The following is a 17727-nucleotide window of genomic DNA, read 5'->3' on the forward strand; positions in this document are numbered from 1 at the left end:
GCCTGCTGCGGTTGCTCTTACTTCCCACCTGGCACTACTTCCTCTGGAACCTCGTGTCCCAGTCTCCAGGTGTCCACGATCAAGGGGAAGGTTCAGCCTCGCCGTCGCCCCTCTCCCTGGTCGCCGCTGCGCTGCCGATCCGGGCCCGTCCCGCCAGGTGGCTGCCGTCGGCGTCCGAGTCGACGTACGGGCTATGACGGGGATCACAGCGCCGCTGGTCGACTCCTGGGGAATACATGCTCAGTCATGTTGCTTGTTTGCATGCGAAGTCATGTACCAGCAGGGAGCACGACATGCAGTTCGGCATCTTCGGGGTCGGTGACATCTCGCCCGACCCGACCACGGGACACACCCAGAGCGAGGCGGAGCGGATCAGCAACCTGATCAAGATCGCCCGGCGGGCCGACGAGGTGGGCCTCGATGTCTTCGCGCTGGGCGAGCACCACAATCCACCGTTCGTGATGTCCTCGCCGCCGGCCCTCCTCGCCCACATCGCGGCGCTGACGGACCGGATCATCCTGAGTACCGCGGTGACCCTGATCACGACCAATGACCCGGTCAAGATCGCCGAGGACTACGCGATGGTGCAGCACGTCGCCAAGGGGCGGCTGGACCTGATGCTCGGACGCGGCAACACCGTGCCCGTGTATCCCTGGTTCGGCAAGGACATCCGCCAGGGTGTCCCCCTCGCCCTGGAGAACTACAACCTGCTTCACCGGCTGTGGCGCGAGGACGTGGTCGACTGGGACGGAAAGTTCCGCACCCCGCTGCAGGGCTTCACCTCCACCCCGCGCCCGCTGGACGACGTCCCGCCGTTCGTGTGGCACGGCTCGATCCGCAGCCCTGAGACAGCCGAACAGGCGGCGTACTACGGCAACGGGTTCTTCGCCAACCACATCCTGGCCCCGAACTTCCATTTCAAGCCGATCGTCGAACTCTACCGGCGACGGTACGAGCACTACGGCCACGGCACCGCCGAGCAGGCCATCGTCGGACTGGGCGGCCAGGCGTTCGTCGCCAAGCGCTCCCAGGACGCGGTCAACACCTATCGGCCCTATTTCGAGAACTACCCGGTCTTCCGCGGCTCGAAGCTGGAGGACTACATGGCGGGCACGCCGCTGACCGTCGGCAGCCCGCAGGAGGTGATCGAGAAGGTCCTCACCTTCCAGGAGGGCTTCGGGGACTACCAACGCCAGCTTTTCTCGGTCGACGCCCTCGGTCTGCCCCTCGACATGGCGTTGGAACAGGTCGAACTGCTGGGCACTGAGGTGGTGCCCGTGCTGCGCAAGGAGATGGCCGCCCGCCGCAAGCCCGGTGTCCCCGACGCTCCGACGCACGCTTCCCTGGTCAGGGCGAAGTACGGCGACGCCGAGCCGCGTCAGCCGCGGCCGAACCCGAACCGGGGCGACAACCTGTCTGGCACCTCGCCGTACCAGGACAGCGACCCGGCCGTCGAAGCCAGCTTCCCGGCGGCGTTCTGATGGCCGGCGTCAGCCGACTGGCAAACGAGGCCTGGGAGGCGATGTTCCGGGCCCAGGCGACCCTCGCGCGAGAGTTCGAGTACGAGGGCGACTGGGGTGGCTTCCCGCCACGCGAGTACGGCGTGCTCTACGCGCTGGCCGGAGCGAAGGACGGCCTGCGGATCACCGACCTGATCGACGACGCCCTGCTCACCCAGGCAGGGGTGTCCCGGCTCGTCGCCCGCATGGAGAAGCGGGGCCTCGTCGAACGACGGCCCGATCCCGACGACGCCCGCGCCTGCCGCATCGTCCTCACCGCCGAAGGCCGCGAGGTCCAACGGCGCCTGGGCCGCGCACATGCGCGGCATGTCACCACCGCGATGACCCGGGCCCTGACGCGCGAACAGCTGGAGACGCTTCGCGAGCTCGGTCGCGCGCTGGTCGCCGCCGCCCATCACACGAAAGCACCCACGAGGGACACCGCATGAACGACCTCACCCCCGCCGTGACTTCGTTCACGATCGCCATCGTCAACGCCGGCGTCAGCGATCCGTCCTCGACCCGGCTGCTTGCCGACCGCATCGCCCAGAAGACGGTCGACATCCTCGAAGCGTCGGGCACGACAGCAACCGTGCGTGCGATCGATCTCGGCCCTCTGGCCGTCGACATCGCACAGGGCATCGTCTCCGGGATGCTCAACCCGAAGGTGCAGGCGGCCATGGAGTTGCTCGCCGGGGCCGACGCGGTCATCGCCGCCACCCCGGTCTACAAGGCGGGGATCAGCGGCCTGTTCAAGTCGTTCGCCGACCTGATCGACAACGATCTGCTCATCGCCAAACCGGTCGTCCTCGCCGCGACAGGCGGAAGCGCCCGACACGCCATGGTCGTCGACGACCAGCTGAGGCCGCTGTTCGGATTCCTGCGCACCATCCCGGTGCCCACCTCCCTGTACTCCGCGCCCGAGGACTGGGCATCGACCGACCTTGGCAAGCGCGTCGCCCGAGCCGCGCAAGAACTCTCCGTCATGCTGCGCAGCGGAGCCGGCCGGCAGATCGCCGACAGCAACTGGGGCAACTACGGCCACCAGTTCGGCGGCAACGCCACACGGGCGCAACGGCCCCTGGACGATGTGGATTTCACCACCGACCTCATGCGCCTCGCCACCGGCGGAAGCGCACGTCCTCAAGATGGTGACCGGGCCGATGTACGTTGACACACCCGCCCCGGAAAGGGGACAGGCGGGATACGAGCGAGCGGCCCGACGCGCGACAGTGGTGGTCATAGGAGGCGGACAGTCGGGGCTCTCGGCCGGCTACCACATCAAGCGGCGTGGGTTCGCTAGCGCCCTGACCGGCCCGCACGCCTCCGACACCGAGGCAACCTTCGTGGTACTCGATGCCGAACCGGCGGCCGGCGGGGCGTGGCGGCACCGCTGGGAGTCGCTGCGGATGGGGACCGTGAACGGCATCTTTGACCTGCCCGACTTCCCGCAACCACCTGTCGACCCCGACGAGCCCAGTCGTGCGGCGGTGCCGCGCTATTTCGCCGCCTTCGAGCAGGCGACTGACCTTCCGATCCTGCGTCCGGTGACCGTCACCCGCGTACGGACCGTGGACGACCGCCCCGACGGAGAACTGGCGGTGGAGTCCAGCGCGGGGACGTGGACCACCCGGGCGGTCATCAACGCCACGGGCACATGGACCAACCCCGTCCGCCCCCACTACCCGGGGCAGGAGACCTTCACCGGCATCCAGGTGCACACCCATGACTATGTCTCGGCCGACCGGTTCGCCGGCCTGCGGGTCGCCGTCGTTGGCGGCGGCATCTCGGCACTCCAGCAACTGGAGGAGATCTCACGGGTGGCCACCACGTTCTGGTACACGCGTCGCGAACCCGTTTTCCGCGAGGGCGAGTTCGAGCGCGAGGTCGTCGGCCGTGAGATTGTCGCCAAGGTCGCCGCCGACGTCGAAGCGGGCAGGCCCACCGGCAGCGTCGTCTCCTATACCGACCTGGCCTGGACTCCGTACGCGTTGGCGGCGAAGGAGCGCGGGGTCCTGCGGCGTCGTCCCGTGTTCACCGCCATCGAACCCGACGGCGTCCGCGAGGCGGACGGTTCGTTCACGGCCCTCGACGCCATCGTGTGGGCCACGGGTTTCAAGGCCGCCCTGGCGCACTTGGAGCCCCTTGGGCTGCGCAACGAGTTCGGCGGGATCACGATGCGCGGCACCCAGGTGGCCGCCGAACCACGCGTGCACCTGGTCGGCTTCGGGCCGTCCCAGTCCACCGTCGGCTCCAACCGCGCCGGCCGTCAGGCGGTCAACAGCCTGCTGCGGCAGTGGAAGGCCACCGCACTGTCTTTTGCCGACCCGACGGGCACGCCCAGCGAAGAACCGGAGATCCACTCATGAAGTTCCAAGTCCTCGACATCCTGCCGAACCTCAAGAACCCCCTGACCGGGCGCGAGATCCGCCCCGACGAGCGGTATTCCCAGGCGCTGACCTCCGCGCGCTACGCCGAGCAGTTCGGCTTTGACGCGGTCGGGTTGGGCGAACGGCACGCCGGTGCCTTCCTCTCCAGCGGCGTCACGGTCCTGCTCGGTGCGATAGCCGCGACCACCAGCCGGGTCCGGATTCAGACGGGCGTCTCGGTCCTGTCGATCCACGACCCGCTGCGCGTCGCCGAGGACTACGCCACGGTCGACCAGCTCTCCCGCGGCCGGCTCGAGCTTGTCATCGGCAAGGGCAACGAAATGCGTCAGCTGCCGATGTTCGGTATCGACAACGGCGACCAGTGGGAGGCGCTGGCAGAGAAGTACGAGCTGCTGCGCCGACTGTGGCGCGAGGAGAAGGTCACCTGGCAGGGCCGCTTTCGCGGACCGCTGAACGAGGTCACCAGCCTGCCGCGCCCCTTCGCCGGTGCTCCTCGCGTGTGGCACGGGTCGGCGACCACGCTGACCTCGGCGAGCCTCGCGGCGAAGTGGGGTGACCCGCTCTTCTCCGCCAACGCCATCCAGCCCCGTGACAACTACACCGTACTCATCGACCACTACCGCACGGAGTACACCGAGCACGGGCACGACCCCCGATTCGCCTATGTCGGCGCAGGGGCCGGCTTCCTCTACTTGGCTGACACGACCCAGGAGGCGAAAAAGGCCTTCGGGCCGACGTACGAGCAGATCATGGCTTTCTTCAGCAAGCCGGGGAATCATACGCCCGGCAACGAGAACACGTTCGCGACCATCGACGACGCCATCGAGCGTGGCCCGGTCCTGGTCGGGTCGCCGCAGCAGATCGCCGAGAAGATCCTCTGGTTCCACGAGGGGTTCGGACACGATCTGCAGTCCTTCAACCTCCCGACGATGATCCCGCATGAGCAGCAGCTCGCCATGCTCGAGCGGTTCGCCAGTGAGGTCATACCGGTGGTCCGCAGGGCTGCCCCGACGACGTTGTGGAGCGATGAAGACCCCTACGGCGGTCGCCCCGCCGTCCATGGCCGGACTGTCGCTGACGCTGCCACGGAGATCGAGCGGGCGCAGCGCTGATCGCACGGGAGCGTGGGCTGGCCGAAGTGCACCGGCGTCGTGCGGTTTGTGGCTTGCTCCGGCGGCTCGGGGCCCGCACCGGTCAGGTCGACGTCAACTTGGACCCTGGCAACGACCGCTATAAGACACGGGCCGCGTTGTCGGAACTCGTTCACCGGTGAGATCGCCCGCAAGGGCGTGCCCGCTCCGATCCGGGCCGGCAAGAGATGGGTGGTCGAGCGCAGTCATGCCTGGATGAACGGCTTCGGCAACGGCTTCGGCAAACTGCGACGCTGCACCGAGAAACGCAGCCAGGTCGTCGACTTCTACCTCTACCTGTCCGCCGCTGTCGGCGCGCTTCGCATGCTCATCCGCCGAGCCACCTCGCTCTGCCGATGGGACGGTCACCCCACCACCAAGCGCCTCAAGTAACGCCTACTGCCGGGCACTCTGATTTGCAAAAAGCAAGTGAGTCTGCCGACGCATCGCTTGGAAGGTGACGGTAAGCGCTGGGCCGTGATGGGTTGGCGAAGATCGGCTTCGACCTCTGGATCAGCCAGGGTGAGCTGCTCTTGCTTTCGCGGAGTGCCTGGTCGTGGGTGTACGACTCCTGGGTGAGGGACGGTGCCGCGGCACCGAGCAGCTGCAGACGACACAGCAGGAGGCCGAGGTGGCAATCCACATCGGTGATGTGCGCGGCGTCTGACTGTGAGGGCGGTTTTGCCGCCGGGGGCGGGGGCTCGGCCGATGCAGTGCGGACAGGGCCGACGGGTTGGCATGGTGGGGACTGATCGGGCGCGTGGTGGGCTGCTGGGTGGGCTGAGGCAGTATCCAGGGTCGCCGCTTGTGTACCTTTCCGGTCCTGGCGGGTACTGCCGCTGACGGCGGCGGCACCCGCCCGAGGCCGCCCGGCGGTGTCGTCCCCGGCTCAGGCTCAGAACCCATCGGCCGACCAGACGTGCCGCTCCCCCGAGCGTCACCGACCACAACCAGCACGAGCCCCTCTCCCCGCAGAGCAGGTTGACCCACGCCGCGGCGGCAGCCTCGCCGGCGGGCGGCAGGTTCTCGTCGGCCGGGTTGTGCGCGACGTGTGCGCGCCCCAGGCCGTCACGGCGGAGCGCCGGTGTTGGAGTCGAAGGGGCCGGCATCCAGACCGATGCTGAGCGGGGCACTGTTTGAGGTGCGCGAGCAGGAACTCGCCAAGGGGCCGGTAGCGCATGGTCGGCCGGGTCAGACCTGGACGCTGGCGCGGATCGAGACGCTGGTCGGGCGCCGGTTCCGCGAGAGCATGACGCTGTCGCCCATCGCGCAGATGCCGCACCGGCACGACTTCAGCCACCAGGCCCGGCCCGCCGCGCGATCGAGCGCGGCGAGGAAGCCGTCGCCGGATGGGGGAAGGAGCCCTGGGCCCGGGTGGAAACGCCGTGGCGGCGCTCGTGGCCTGGCTGTGCTTCGAAGACGAGGCCGGGTTCTCGATGACGCCGCCCGCCGCCCGCACCGGGCCGGCATGGACACACACCCGTCATCTGGGTGCGGGAACGCTCCCGGCGCCGCTCTTCCCACCGCCTTGCCCACACCAAGGCCCAGGCCCAGCAGGCCGTCGTCGGCTGACCGGCAGCCGGGGACTCATGCCCATGACGTCCCCGGGGCCGCCCGCACCGGGGATGGCGAGGGCGCAGCGGGGTCGCGCCGAGCCGCGTGCCGAGCGAGCGCGTGGGCGTACTGCTCGGGGGCTCCCGGTCGCCCCGCCTGCCGGGAAGGTCTGGGCACCCGGCTGCCGTGGGGTGCCTGGACCGCAAGGGGCCCTGCCTCGCCAGGATCGCCGCCGCTGCCCTGTTGTACATCCGTACGAGCAAGGGATCACTCGATCGGCCTACGCGGGTCCCACCTCCACGTGCGGAGTAGCCCATTCGGGCGCACGGTGAGCGGGACCAGGTTGCCGCCAAGCAACAGTTGTGATCGCTGCTGTGCGGGGAGGCGTCGTGATCGTGATAGGTCTGCTCGTCCCGGAAATCCTGCTCCTCACTGTTTTCGCGCTGACCGCTCTGGAAGACCTCCTGTTCCCGCCGTCACAACCACCCCGACCGGAACGGGCGGTCCCAGAGCAAGCAAAGCTTGTTCACCCTCATCGGCCGTCCCGCTCATCGGACTGACGCTCGAGCTCTGGCAAGAGGCACGAAGGCCAAGGGATGCGGTTCAGGCACAGGTGGCGCGTGGCTGCGGGGCGGCGGCCATGAGCGCAGGCATGACGGCGGGCCTGCTGGATGGCTTCACCCTGTTCCTGCCCGTTCACCGGGGCCGGCCACACCAACCGCCAGGGGCAAGGACATCGCTCGGCACGACTGTCAAGATCGGGTTCGAGAAATGCCAGGTGGCGGCGGAGCCGACTCAGCCGCGTGCCGCCCCCGCAGGCCACCCGTTCGGCGGTCGCTGGCGGGCGCGGGCCGGCCGGATCGGGTTTGTCTGGGACGGTATCCGACCGGCATGCAAGAGCCCGGCCGACCTTACGCAAGGAGAAATCTTGTCCCAGAGCATCGCGCAGTACAAGGACGCGCACACCGTCATCTACGGCAGCAGCAGCCTGGACCGTCTCGTCACCGAGGAGCAGGCCGGCCACGCGGCCGCCTGGGAGGCCACCCGGAAGCTGAAGGAGTCCGGACAGCCGACCGACACCCAGAGCCTGCCCCACACCCTGGAGGCGCTGGCCCGCCAGCAGGCCGACCGGCTCCTGATCGACCTCGGCCTGGACCACCTGGACGAGGAACAGGTCAAACGTCACGCGGCGGCCGCAGCGGCGCGTATCGCCCCCGAGTTCGCCACCGCCTGACCGCGGCGGCCAGCGCGCCGTTGGGTGCCCGCGGCCACGCGCACGGCTCCCGCCCCCTTCGCCCCCTTCGGCCCTATCTCGGCCGAAGGGGGCAACGCCGACCAGGGGGCCCGGCCCTCTCACGCCTCGCGCAGGACCACGGGAGTGAGGGTCAGCCGTGCCTGACCAGCCAAGCAGTGCTGCCGGCTGCGTGTCCTTGGCCGTCACCGCACCGCGCGATGAACGGACCCGACGTCGCAGGCAGCAGCGCTGAAACAGCAGGCCCCGCACACGGCAGAGGAGCAGACCGCTGACGGTAAATCATCTGCCAACCAAGAAGACCGCGAACCGGAGCGCGGAACGTGCCGTGGCCCAATGACGCGTGATGCCGTGCGGACAACACACCTCCACTAGCCTCGCGCTTTCACGCGGCGGGGCGTCCGGTGGGTGATCAGAAACGCGAAGAGTGCTCCTGACCTGCAACGATGGGACTTGTCTAGGGTCCAGGTCGTCGCGTGAAAGAAGCACTCTCCAGGTGAAGAAGCGTATCGGGTTCTACCCGCGTGTCCGTACCGAGGGCGGTGGTCGCGGGGCGGTCTCCCAGGCCGGTGGAGTGCTGCTGGTGGAGACGGTTCGCAAGGCCGGCCTGGATCAGGCGATATCGGCGGCGTTGGCGCCGTGGCGCAAGCCGCGGGCGGTGCATGATCCGGGCAAGATCCTGCTGGATGTGGCGCTCGCGGTAGCGCTGGGCGGAGACTGCCTGGCGGATGTGGGCATGCTGCGGGCCGAGCCGGCGGTGTTCGGGCCGGTGGCCTCCGATCCGACGGTGTCCCGGCTGGTCGGCGCGCTGGCAGCGGGCGGGAAGCGTGCGTTGACCGCACTGCGGCAGGCCCGCGCTCACGTGCGTGAACATGTATGGACGTTGGCCGGTGACGCGGCGCCGGACGCGGCCGGGCAGGTGGTCGTGGACCTGGACGGGGTGCTGGTAATAGCGCATTCCGAGAAGCAGGATGCGGCCGCGACCTGGAAGAAGACCTACGGGCACCATCCGCTGATGGGGTTCGTCGACCACGGCCGGGGCGGGTCCGGGGAGCCGGTGGCCGGGCTGCTGCGGCCCGGGAACGCGGGCAGCAACACTGCTGCCGACCACATCGAAGCCGCCCGGCTCGCGCTGGCGCAGCTGCCGAAGAAGTACCGGCGCGGACGGCGGACGCTGATCCGCACCGACTCAGGCGGGGGCACCCACGAGTTCGTCGACTGGCTGTCCGCCCGCGGTCGGTGGCTGTCGTACTCGGTCGGCATGACCATCACCGATGCCATCCACGCCGCCGTCCTGAAGGTCCCGGCCTCGGCCTGGACACCGGCTGTCGAGCCCGACGGCGAGATCCGTGACGGCGCCTGGGTGGCTGAGCTCGGCGGCGACTGCCTCAAGGGCTGGCCCGAGGGGATGCGGCTGATCGTGCGGAAGGAACGGCCGCACCCCGGCGCCCAGTTGCGCTTCACCGACGCCGACGGCATGCGCCTGACCTGCTTCGCCACCAACACCCAGCACACCTCGATCGCCGAGCTGGAGCTGCGGCACCGCCAGCGGGCCCGCGCCGAGGACCGTATCCGCGCCGCCCGCGCCACCGGTCTGCGCAACCTTCCCCTGCAGGACGCCGCACAGAACCAGGTCTGGCTGGAGATCGTCCAGATCGCCCTCGGCCTGCTGGCCTGGATGCCCCTGCTCGCCCTCGCCGGCCAAGCCCGCCTGTGGGAGCCCCGCCGCCTGCGACTTCGCCTTTTCTCCGCCGCCGCGCAGCTCGTCACGACCGGACGACGCCGCATCCTCCGCTTCGCCAAGCACTGGCCCTGGACCGGCCTGATCACCGACGCTCTGCAACGGCTCGCGGCCCTGCCGACCCCCGACTGACAGCAACTTCCCGTCCCTACGAGCAGCCCCACCCGGCCGGAGCCGTGGAACCCGGCGCCCACCCGACGCGACAGCCGGGCCACCAGCCTGCCCACCTGCAAAAATGACCGCCCCCGAATGAGCCGAAAGGGCCCGTCAGCAAGCTGACGGACCCTCACGCAAGATCGAGGTTAGAGGACCATTCCTCGTCTCTACGGGCCTTCTAGCTCTTCGGCTCGGTAAGGGCGTAGTCGGTGAAGGTTCGTCGGTAGCGGTTGTGTCCGGTCGAGGCAGTGTGGTTGCTCATCCATCGGATGGCGGGGGTCTCCTCGGTCATCGGTCCCGAGGACGCTCCACAGTCGCTCTCGTCGCCGGATACGCACTGGACGGCCCAAGACAGTTCGCCGGTCGGGTCTTGGCGAGTCAGGTACTCGACGAATCGGAAGACGCGCCTAGGGGTCACTCCGCGGCCTTCCCTTCGAGGACGGCGGCCAGGGCCTCGGCCACGTCGGCCCGGCATCCCCCAGCTCGACCATGGGGGTTCCGTTCACGGGCCACTTCCCGGACAGGGAAGGAAGGGTGATCCCGTGAGCTTCGAGAGCGCGCTTCAGTCGAACGGCCGTCTGAAGTCCCTTGTCGTACGCGGCCCCGGTCGCTTCATCGATCTTCTCGGCAGACATGCGCCCCCCTCAATACTCCCAGCGTCACTACACTCTCCACCGTTACTGCACCAAACTGCTACATGCCGTGGAGCTACATGCCGCTACTCCAAGCTGCAGCACTGCTGCCTACCGACCTAGCTTCGGGACATGGCAGACACGCCCGTGAACCCGGGAGCCGCCGAGTACGTCTATCGGCAAGTCGCCGACCACATCGCGGCGGAAATCGCAGCGGGGAGACTTCGACCTGGCGCACGATTGCCCGGTGAACGGGCATTGAGGTTTTCTCAGCGCTGATCACTTTCAGATTCCGTTGGAACGTGCAGTGCGGGCGAGGCCACCGATGTGCCTGGAGCCGAGCGTGACGTGCGGGGGTGGGTGATTGTCAGTGGCGCACCGACAGGTCATCGCTGCTTGAGCTCGGCGGCAGTCGCTCGCCGAGAGCCCGCACGTGCCGCGCAGCGGGCGCGGAGGATCAACCGTGCGTTGGCGAAGCTGTCCCCGTACGCGCATCCGGAGTCGGATTTCGAGAGCCGTTCGAGCTGTTGGTGACCACCGAATGGTTGGCGAGTCCGGCATCGTAGTGCGCCAGTCCGCCTCCGTGTATCGTCCGGAGTCATGGCTGACCTGGCTGGGCGCTGGCGGGAGTTGAACAAAGCGTACTGGAACGAGCGGGTGCCCATTCATCTGGGCGCAGCCTTCTATGACATGGAGGGATTCCGCGCCCGGCCCGATTCGCTGAAGGACTTCGAGACGGCCGAGGTGGGGGATGTCAGGGGCAAGAGCCTGATCCATCTGCAGTGCCACTTCGGCCGGGACACGCTGTCGTGGGCGGCACGAGGAGCACAGGTCACCGGGCTGGACTTCTCTCCACCCGCGATCAAAGCGGCTTCACGACTCGCTACCGAACTCGGCATCGACGCACGCTTCCTGACCGCGGACGTCTACGACGCGGTCTCGGCGGTCGAGGGGGAGACCTTCGACATTGTCTATGCCAGCTTCGGGGCGCTGAACTGGCTTCCCGACATCAGCCGCTGGGCGTCGGTGGCCGCTGAACTACTGGCTCCCGCTGGGTGTCTGTACCTCGCGGAGTTCCATCCCTTCAGCTTCGTCCTCGACGACGAGACCGGAAGCACGGTCACGCACGACTACTTCGATGAAGGTCCGGAAGCCTCGGGAGGCCCCGGCACCTACGCCGACGAGGCGGCAATGACCGAGCACGACGAGACCGTCGAGTGGCGGCACAGTCTGTCGACGGTTGTCTCGGCGATCGCCGGAGCTGGGCTACGGATCCGGTTCCTCCGCGAGCACGACCACACCTTCTACCTTCAACGCCAGTCGCTTGAGCGCCACGACGGCGAGATCTACCGGCATCCTGAGGGTGCTCCGCGCATCCCCCTCACCTATTCGATCCGCGCCGAGAAGACTTGAACCACTCGGTCCAGCGCGGATCGGGTATGCGGGCCCCGTGCTCGGACGAACGTGAAGCCCCTGGTAGGACAGGCCTCTCTCACAAGATCGTCTGCTGAGCCAGAGGCCTTACCTTGGTCACCTATGCTGCCACGCTCGACGTCCCGCGCCACGTCGTGGAGTACCTGTCCCGTCTGCTGGTCGCACACCGACGGCGCATCGGCACCCCGCGCGGCAGCCGCGCGCTCGGCCCGTTCCGCCAGGCCGTGCTGGTCCTGCGCTGGTTCCGCGAGCGCGGCTGCGTACACTGCCTGGCCCGAGACGCCGGCGTCTCCCAGGCCACCGGCTACCGCTACCTCCACGAAGGCATCGATGTCCTCGCCGACCAGGCCCCGGACCTGCACCAGGTCCTGGACCGCTGCCGACGCAAGGGCATGACCCACGTGATACTCGACGGCACGCTGATCGAGTCCGACCGCCTTGCCGGGGTCCGCGACAACGGCAACGACCTGTGGTTCAGCCAGAAACACAAGGCCTTCGGCGGCAACGTGCAGTTCCTGTCCGCCCCGGACGGGACCCCGCTGTGGGTCTCCGACGTCGAACCCGGCTCCACCCCCGACATCACCGCCGCACGCATTCACGCACTGCCCGCGCTGTACAAGGCAGCCGCCGACGGCCTGCCCACCCTCGCCGACAAGGGCTACATCGGCGCGGGGATCGGCATCCTCGTCCCGGTCCGGCGCCCGAAAGGCCGCTCCGAGCAGACCCTGCACGCCGACACGCGCACCACCAACAACCTGATCAGAGGCGTCCGCGCCCTCGGTGAACGCGCCGCAGCCGAGCTCAAACAACGGTGGCGAACCCTGCAGCACGTCACCCTCAGCCCCAGCCGGATCGGCGACATCGCCCGAGCCGCCCTCGTCCTCAACGGCGTCTGGAAATGATCACCGCTGAGAAAACGTCATTGGCCGAGCAATACGGCGTAGCCATTGGCACGGCACGGAGAGCGGTCCAGGAATTGCGGGAACGCGGGCTCGCAGTAACGCTGCTCGCGAAAGGAACGTTCATCGCTTCCCCACCTGAGCAAGCCGAGAGCGAATAAGGTGGGGCATGGTTGAAGCCGTGCCCCTAGCGGGTTTAAACGACGTGACGTCGGCCCCAGCGTTGAATGCGCAAGTGATCGCGTCTTACACAGCGCCGCCAATCCCCGCATTCGCAGGTGTTGAAGTACACCGGGAACGCCTCCAGCGCGCCGCCCTCGGACGCCGCTATCGGTGCCGGCCGATTGGTTTCGAACGGCCCCAGAGCCATTGGCGGACGTTGACGATTGGCGAAGGTGTGGCCTGCCGCGCTTTATGGCGCTGCTCAGCCGCCGAGCAAACCGCCGAGCAAGCCAATGCCGATGGTGCCGCCGCCGTCAGTTGTGGTGGGGCTGGGGCTGGGGCTGGAGGTGGGAGAGGGATCCGTGGACGAAGGAACCTTTTTCCCCTCAGTCGACTCGCTGCTGGTGGTTCCACCGCTGGTGAGGCCTGCCGGCGTAGTGGGGAACCCCGAGGAGGTGGGGGTAGCCGTGGTCATCTTGAGGGTGTCAGCGGTGTTGACGGTGCCCGAAAGATCGGAGACCGGGCCTTGAGCCGGTTTGGTCGGCAACGTACTTGTGTCGGGCCCGGTGGTAGTGGTGGCTGGGAAGGTGGCCTCGGGTTGGCCGGAGGGCTTCTCGCGCCAGGGCATGGTCTGCGCCACCGTGAGGGCCACCACGCCCAGGACCGCAGTCAGCATGGCCGCCGTCACCGCAAGGACTTTCTTGCGGTTGGGGTGGCGCGGCTCGGGTGGCACCGTCGGGGTTGCGGACGGTGAGGGCAAGGCACCGGCAGAGGTAGCAGATGGCTCAGCGGCCCCGTCGCCGGCGGTCTCGCCATCGTCATGCCCCTGGTCCTGGCGCTGGAGCTGAGGGGGCGGGGCATGGGTGAGGAGGCTCTGCGCTACCGCATCGGGGAGCCAGTCGGCCTCGGCGAGGACCTCGGTGGCAGTGGTGTGCCCATCACTCTCGCCGAGCGCTCGGGCGAGTGCTGCCACAAGGTCGGGAACGGTGGGCCGCTGGCCGGGGTCCTTGGCCAGGCACTGGCCGATCACGTCCAGGCCGGGCGGCAACCCGCCGAGGTCAGGTTCTTGGTACACGGCACGGAAGTTCACCACTAGCGCAGAGCCGGTCCCGAAGGGGCCGACTCCGGTGGCCGCGAAAGCCAGTACCGCGCCCAAGGAAAACACGTCACTGGCCGGGCCAAACGCTTTCCCGGTCACCTGCTCGGGCGACATGAACCCGGGAGTCCCGACCATCTTCCCGGTCTCGGTCAGGACACTCGCCCCGGCTACGGCTGAGATTCCGAAGTCGATCAGCCGTGGGCCATCAGCGGACAGCAGCACGTTCGACGGCTTCAGGTCCCGGTGCACGAGCCCGGCCCCGTGGATGGCCTCCAGCGCCTCGGCCAACCCCGCTCCCAGGGCCAGCACCGACCTCTGCGACCACGCCCCGTGGGTGTGCACCGCCGCCTCCAGCGACATCCCCGGCACATACGCGGTGGCCAACCAGGCCGGGGATCCCTCGAGATCGGCATCCACCACCGCCGCAGTGAAGAACCCGGTCACCCGCCGGGCCGCCTCGACCTCCCTGGCGAACCGCCGCCGAAACCCGGTGTCCTCCGCCAGCTCCGCCCGCAGCACCTTTACGGCCACGGCGCGTCCGCTCGCGGAGCGCCCCAAGTACACCCGGCCCATCCCACCGGCTCCCAGGCGCGCGAGGATCCGGTACCGCCCTACCCGTCGCGGGTCCTCCACCCTCAGCTCTTCCAACGCTCCTCCAAGCCGAAGAGCCCACCCACAGGGCTATCCGGCGACGATTACACACCCAACCATCCCTCTTTGAGGGGGAATTCCAGAGGTTCTCCCTTCACGCCGAGGCGGGCGAAGGATCCGTACGGTCAACGGTGGATCTTCGAGCAGGAAGTAACACCTGATGACAGACGTGACCGTGTCAGCCGAGGCTGTGGAGGAAGTACAGCCTGCGGGGCTGAAACCGGAGGCTCGAAATGGCTGGGCCGCCACCGCTGGACCGTCGAGCGCACGGTGGCCGGGCTTGGCGGATGTCGCTGCCTGCACCGCCGCTACGAGCTAGTACTGCAATCACAGTTACTGGTAGGGCAGTTGTGAGCTCTGCCGGTGACTGTGGTTGTGTTCTGCCGTGTCTGTGGATCTCGGGGTGGGGCAGATCGAGGCCTGGCAGGGGATGCTGTCCGGGCTGCATGAACGGTTCGCTGAGCGTTTTGCCAGGTCCGAGCCTCGGGCGCGTGCCCTGACGTATATGGCGGGGTTGATCGCGCCGCTGGAGCGGAAAAACGGGTGGACGCTGGCAGAGCGTGCGGGTGAGGGGCATCCCATCGGGATGCAGCGCCTTTTGGGTGAGGCGGACTGGGACGCGGACGGTGTCCGTGACGATGTGCGGGACTTCGTCGTGGAGACCATCGGCGCCAAGGACGGGATCCTGATCGGCGACGACACCGGCTTCCTGAAGAAGGGCACGCGGTCGGCGGGCGTCCAGCGGCAGTACACCGGGACGGCAGGCAGGACGGAGAGAACTCCCAGGTCGGCACGTTCCTGGCGTACGCGTCGGCGAAGGGCCGGGCGCTGATCGACCGGGAGCTGTACCTGCCGGCCTCGTGGACCGACGACCGTGAGCGGTGTCGGGCGGCCGGCATCCCCGACGAGGTGCCGTTCGCGACGAAGAACGAGCACTTCCGGTGGATGCTGCAGCGTGCGATCGACGCCGGGGTGCCGTTCGCATGGGTGACCGCGGACGAGGCGTACGGGCAGGTCAAGCACCTGCGTGTGTGGCTGGAACAGCGCGGGGTCGGCTATGTGCTGGCCACCAGGGTCAACGACACCGTGATCACGACCGGCTGGCGCGAGGTCCGGGTGGACGAGCTGGTCGCCGCCTTGCCCGGCAGGCCTGGAAACGCCTTTCCGGTGGCCCCGGCTCTCACGGCGAGCGCGTCTGCGCCTGCGCCCGACCGCGCGATCCGACACTTGGGAAGGTGAGAACTTCTTCCCGAGTTAACAAGAGAAGATCTTCTCGTCTATGCCGCAATGGCGGCCATCATGCCGGCACAGGGCGGACTCGGAACCCCCCGTCTGCGCCGGGACGCCGCGTGGACGCGGGACAGGCTGATCGCCGCCGCTGCCACGCTCCTGGCAGAGCAGGGGCCGACATTCAGCCTGCCCGGCCTCGCGCGAGTGGCCGGGATGTCGACAGCGACGCTCTACCGGCACTTCAACAACGTGCACGAGGTGTTCCGCGAGTTCCGGCAGCGGCTCGCCGACGAGCTCGTGGTCGGCTTCTCTGCCGTTTCGGCGGCAGTTCGCGGCAGGGGCCGTTTCGAGGAGGTCTGCCGTCGCTGGGCGAGGCTCGCGGCGGGGTGGGGGCGCGTGGTCATCCGCATTCGGAGCCGGATCGGGTTTCTCACTCAGGTGCACGCGGGGGAGCCGGTCGCGTCGGCGCTCTGCGACGTTCTGGTCCCGGTCGTGTCCGAGTTGGTCGAGGATGGGGTTTGTCCAGGCATGGACCTCGACTATGCCGTCCTTGTATGGGTCGCCCTGTTCGACGAGTGGGCGATCGTCGATCTGCTCGGCCTTGGCTGGTCGGTCTGAGCTGGTTGCGGTCCGGGTCGCTGACTTTGCCCTGCGGGCGCTGGGGGCGCGCCTCGATGACTGATCGTCGGGGTGCGGGGTGGCCCTGTGCCGGCATGACGTGCGTGGGTCGCTGCGTTCGGCCGATGGGTTTGAGTTGGTCCGCGAGGCACCGAGCGGCTGCTGCGGGAACGGATCGGGGTCGAGGCTGCGGCCTGCATGGGTTGGCTGGGACGGACACTCGGGCACTGGCGGGAGCGGGCGCAGTGGCGCGAGGGTCATGACCACCCGGGCGGGCGAGTTGCGTCCGGCGTGCGAGGACCTGTTGTCGGGGGGCTGGCGCCTGCCGTTTTCTGATCGCGGGCCCGATGCGCGTCATCGGCCTCTGCCCGTGGTCGAAGCCCGAGGGGACCCGGTTTTGCCGCCGGGAGCCTGTGAAGGCCGCTGATCGGGAGCGCGAGTGGCCGAAGGGTGCCGATAGGCGGCGTGGTCAGGGGGCGGTGGAGGGTGCTGCCGCTGTGCAGGGGCCTGGTCCGGATCTTCGACGTCTCGGGCTGCGGGCTGCTGTCCTGCATGCCGGGCCGTCTGGCGAGTGGATTCCACTTCGGCGAGTCCCTGGCGCTGGTCGTGCTCGGTGTGATCGTGCGGCCGCTCGCGGGCGGGCTGTCGGACCGCGTCGACTCCTCGCTCGGTGACGCCGCCGGCTGCGCGGGCTTCTTCCGGCACGTCCCCGTGCTGCTGCTGATCGGCCGGGTCGCCGGCGTGTCGCCTCGTGCTCTTCGAACGGTGCCGCGGTGTGGGTGGCGGTGGAGTGGGCGGGGTGGGGGGGCTGTCCGGGTCCGCTTTCGCTGGGGAGAGGGAAGGTGCGGGCGCGTGTTCTTCGCCGGGCGTCGGGCCGTGGCGGGGCGTGGGCCGGTCGGGCGGTGGGCCGGTATCACTCGGTGCGCAGGCGGGGGTTGACGGTGTTGTTCACCCGGTTGGCCACAGCCGTGGCGCGTGGGGAGGCGTCTGTGTTGGGCGGCAATTGTGCGTGCGCGGCGCGGGGCCTGGTCGGGGTGTCGGCCTCGCGGGGTGGGCTCGCCCGGGGGCGCCTCAGGCGGTCGCGGGGAGAGCGGGGGTCTCGGTGCGGCGGTGGCGGCCGTTTCCGGGGGCGGCCAGGGCGGAGGGGCGTTCGGTGGCGGGCTGTCCGCGGTGCTGGCCGGCACGGAGGTCCGTCACTGGGCGGCGGCGGGGAAGGGTTTTGAGGGTGCGGATCGGCTGCTTCATCGTGTTCTCTGTCCGGGTGTTGGTGGGGGCGGATT

Annotated in this window: 14 protein-coding genes and 3 pseudogenes; 15 read left to right on the plus strand and 2 right to left on the minus strand. The window is 68.8% G+C overall.

Annotation, left to right across the window (positions count from 1 at the left end; translation table 11 throughout):
* From ACIBJF_RS45720 to ACIBJF_RS45775, 12 genes and pseudogenes are all read left to right on the plus strand, one after another.
* On the plus strand, positions 1 to 197 hold a 197-nt coding region (locus ACIBJF_RS45720; RefSeq protein WP_399183411.1), incomplete at its 5' end, for a hypothetical protein.
* Between the two features lie 96 nt (positions 198 to 293).
* Entirely contained in the window at positions 294 to 1481 is a 1188-nt protein-coding gene (locus ACIBJF_RS45725) for a CE1758 family FMN-dependent luciferase-like monooxygenase (RefSeq protein WP_399183413.1), read from the plus strand.
* Positions 1481 to 1948 carry a MarR family winged helix-turn-helix transcriptional regulator gene (locus ACIBJF_RS45730; RefSeq protein ID WP_388555663.1) on the plus strand — a complete coding sequence of 156 codons (468 nt, stop codon included), beginning with the start codon at positions 1481 to 1483 and terminating at the stop codon, positions 1946 to 1948. Before ACIBJF_RS45725 ends, ACIBJF_RS45730 begins: the two co-directional genes overlap by 1 nt.
* Positions 1945 to 2673, plus strand: a complete 729-nt coding sequence (locus ACIBJF_RS45735; RefSeq protein WP_399183415.1) for a CE1759 family FMN reductase — start codon at positions 1945 to 1947, stop codon at positions 2671 to 2673. Before ACIBJF_RS45730 ends, ACIBJF_RS45735 begins: the two co-directional genes overlap by 4 nt.
* Complete coding sequence (locus ACIBJF_RS45740; protein ID WP_399183417.1) at positions 2663 to 3868, plus strand: flavin-containing monooxygenase; 1206 nt, start codon at positions 2663 to 2665, stop codon at positions 3866 to 3868. Before ACIBJF_RS45735 ends, ACIBJF_RS45740 begins: the two co-directional genes overlap by 11 nt.
* Positions 3865 to 5001, plus strand: a complete 1137-nt coding sequence (locus ACIBJF_RS45745; protein WP_399183418.1) for an LLM class flavin-dependent oxidoreductase — start codon at positions 3865 to 3867, stop codon at positions 4999 to 5001. The genes ACIBJF_RS45740 and ACIBJF_RS45745 overlap by 4 nt, the downstream gene beginning before the upstream one ends.
* Positions 5002 to 5087: 86 nt before the next feature.
* Positions 5088 to 5412 (plus strand): annotated as a pseudogene (locus ACIBJF_RS45750) (IS5/IS1182 family transposase); the annotation flags it as partial.
* 2089 nt (positions 5413 to 7501) lie between these two features.
* Positions 7502 to 7807, plus strand: coding sequence for a DUF3759 domain-containing protein (locus ACIBJF_RS45755; RefSeq protein WP_399183420.1), 306 nt, complete (start codon positions 7502 to 7504; stop codon positions 7805 to 7807).
* A gap of 514 nt (positions 7808 to 8321) precedes the next feature.
* On the plus strand, positions 8322 to 9698 hold the full coding sequence (locus tag ACIBJF_RS45760; protein WP_399183422.1) for an IS1380 family transposase: 1377 nt from the start codon (positions 8322 to 8324) through the stop codon (positions 9696 to 9698).
* 788 nt (positions 9699 to 10486) lie between these two features.
* Positions 10487 to 10633 (plus strand): GntR family transcriptional regulator, encoded by a 147-nt coding sequence (locus tag ACIBJF_RS45765; RefSeq protein ID WP_399183423.1) that lies wholly within the window; start codon positions 10487 to 10489, stop codon positions 10631 to 10633.
* 321 nt (positions 10634 to 10954) lie between these two features.
* Entirely contained in the window at positions 10955 to 11767 is an 813-nt protein-coding gene (locus ACIBJF_RS45770; protein WP_399183425.1) for a class I SAM-dependent methyltransferase, read from the plus strand.
* 113 nt (positions 11768 to 11880) lie between these two features.
* Positions 11881 to 12690, plus strand: coding sequence for a transposase family protein (locus ACIBJF_RS45775; protein WP_399183427.1), 810 nt, complete (start codon positions 11881 to 11883; stop codon positions 12688 to 12690).
* Between the two features lie 421 nt (positions 12691 to 13111).
* Here the strand turns inward: ACIBJF_RS45775 and ACIBJF_RS45780 are convergent, their stop codons facing one another.
* Positions 13112 to 14581: a serine/threonine-protein kinase gene (locus ACIBJF_RS45780; RefSeq protein WP_399183433.1), complete on the minus strand. Its 1470-nt coding sequence runs from the start codon at positions 14579 to 14581 to the stop codon at positions 13112 to 13114.
* 246 nt (positions 14582 to 14827) lie between these two features.
* Between ACIBJF_RS45780 and ACIBJF_RS45785 the strand changes: the two are divergent.
* From ACIBJF_RS45785 to ACIBJF_RS45795, 3 genes and pseudogenes are all read left to right on the plus strand, one after another.
* Positions 14828 to 14914, plus strand: a pseudogene (locus ACIBJF_RS45785) (IS5/IS1182 family transposase); the annotation flags it as partial.
* Between the two features lie 190 nt (positions 14915 to 15104).
* Positions 15105 to 15838: pseudogene (locus ACIBJF_RS45790) on the plus strand (IS701 family transposase).
* 48 nt (positions 15839 to 15886) lie between these two features.
* Positions 15887 to 16447 (plus strand): TetR/AcrR family transcriptional regulator, encoded by a 561-nt coding sequence (locus ACIBJF_RS45795; RefSeq protein WP_399183429.1) that lies wholly within the window; start codon positions 15887 to 15889, stop codon positions 16445 to 16447.
* A 1071-nt stretch (positions 16448 to 17518) separates the two neighbouring features.
* Here the strand turns inward: ACIBJF_RS45795 and ACIBJF_RS45800 are convergent.
* The coding region (locus ACIBJF_RS45800; RefSeq protein WP_399183431.1) for a hypothetical protein at positions 17519 to 17727 on the minus strand (209 nt) is incomplete at its 5' end.

Origin of the sequence: Streptomyces sp. NPDC050743 (assembly GCF_044456925.1) — a bacterium.
Taxonomy (GTDB): Bacteria; Actinomycetota; Actinomycetes; order Streptomycetales; family Streptomycetaceae; genus Streptomyces.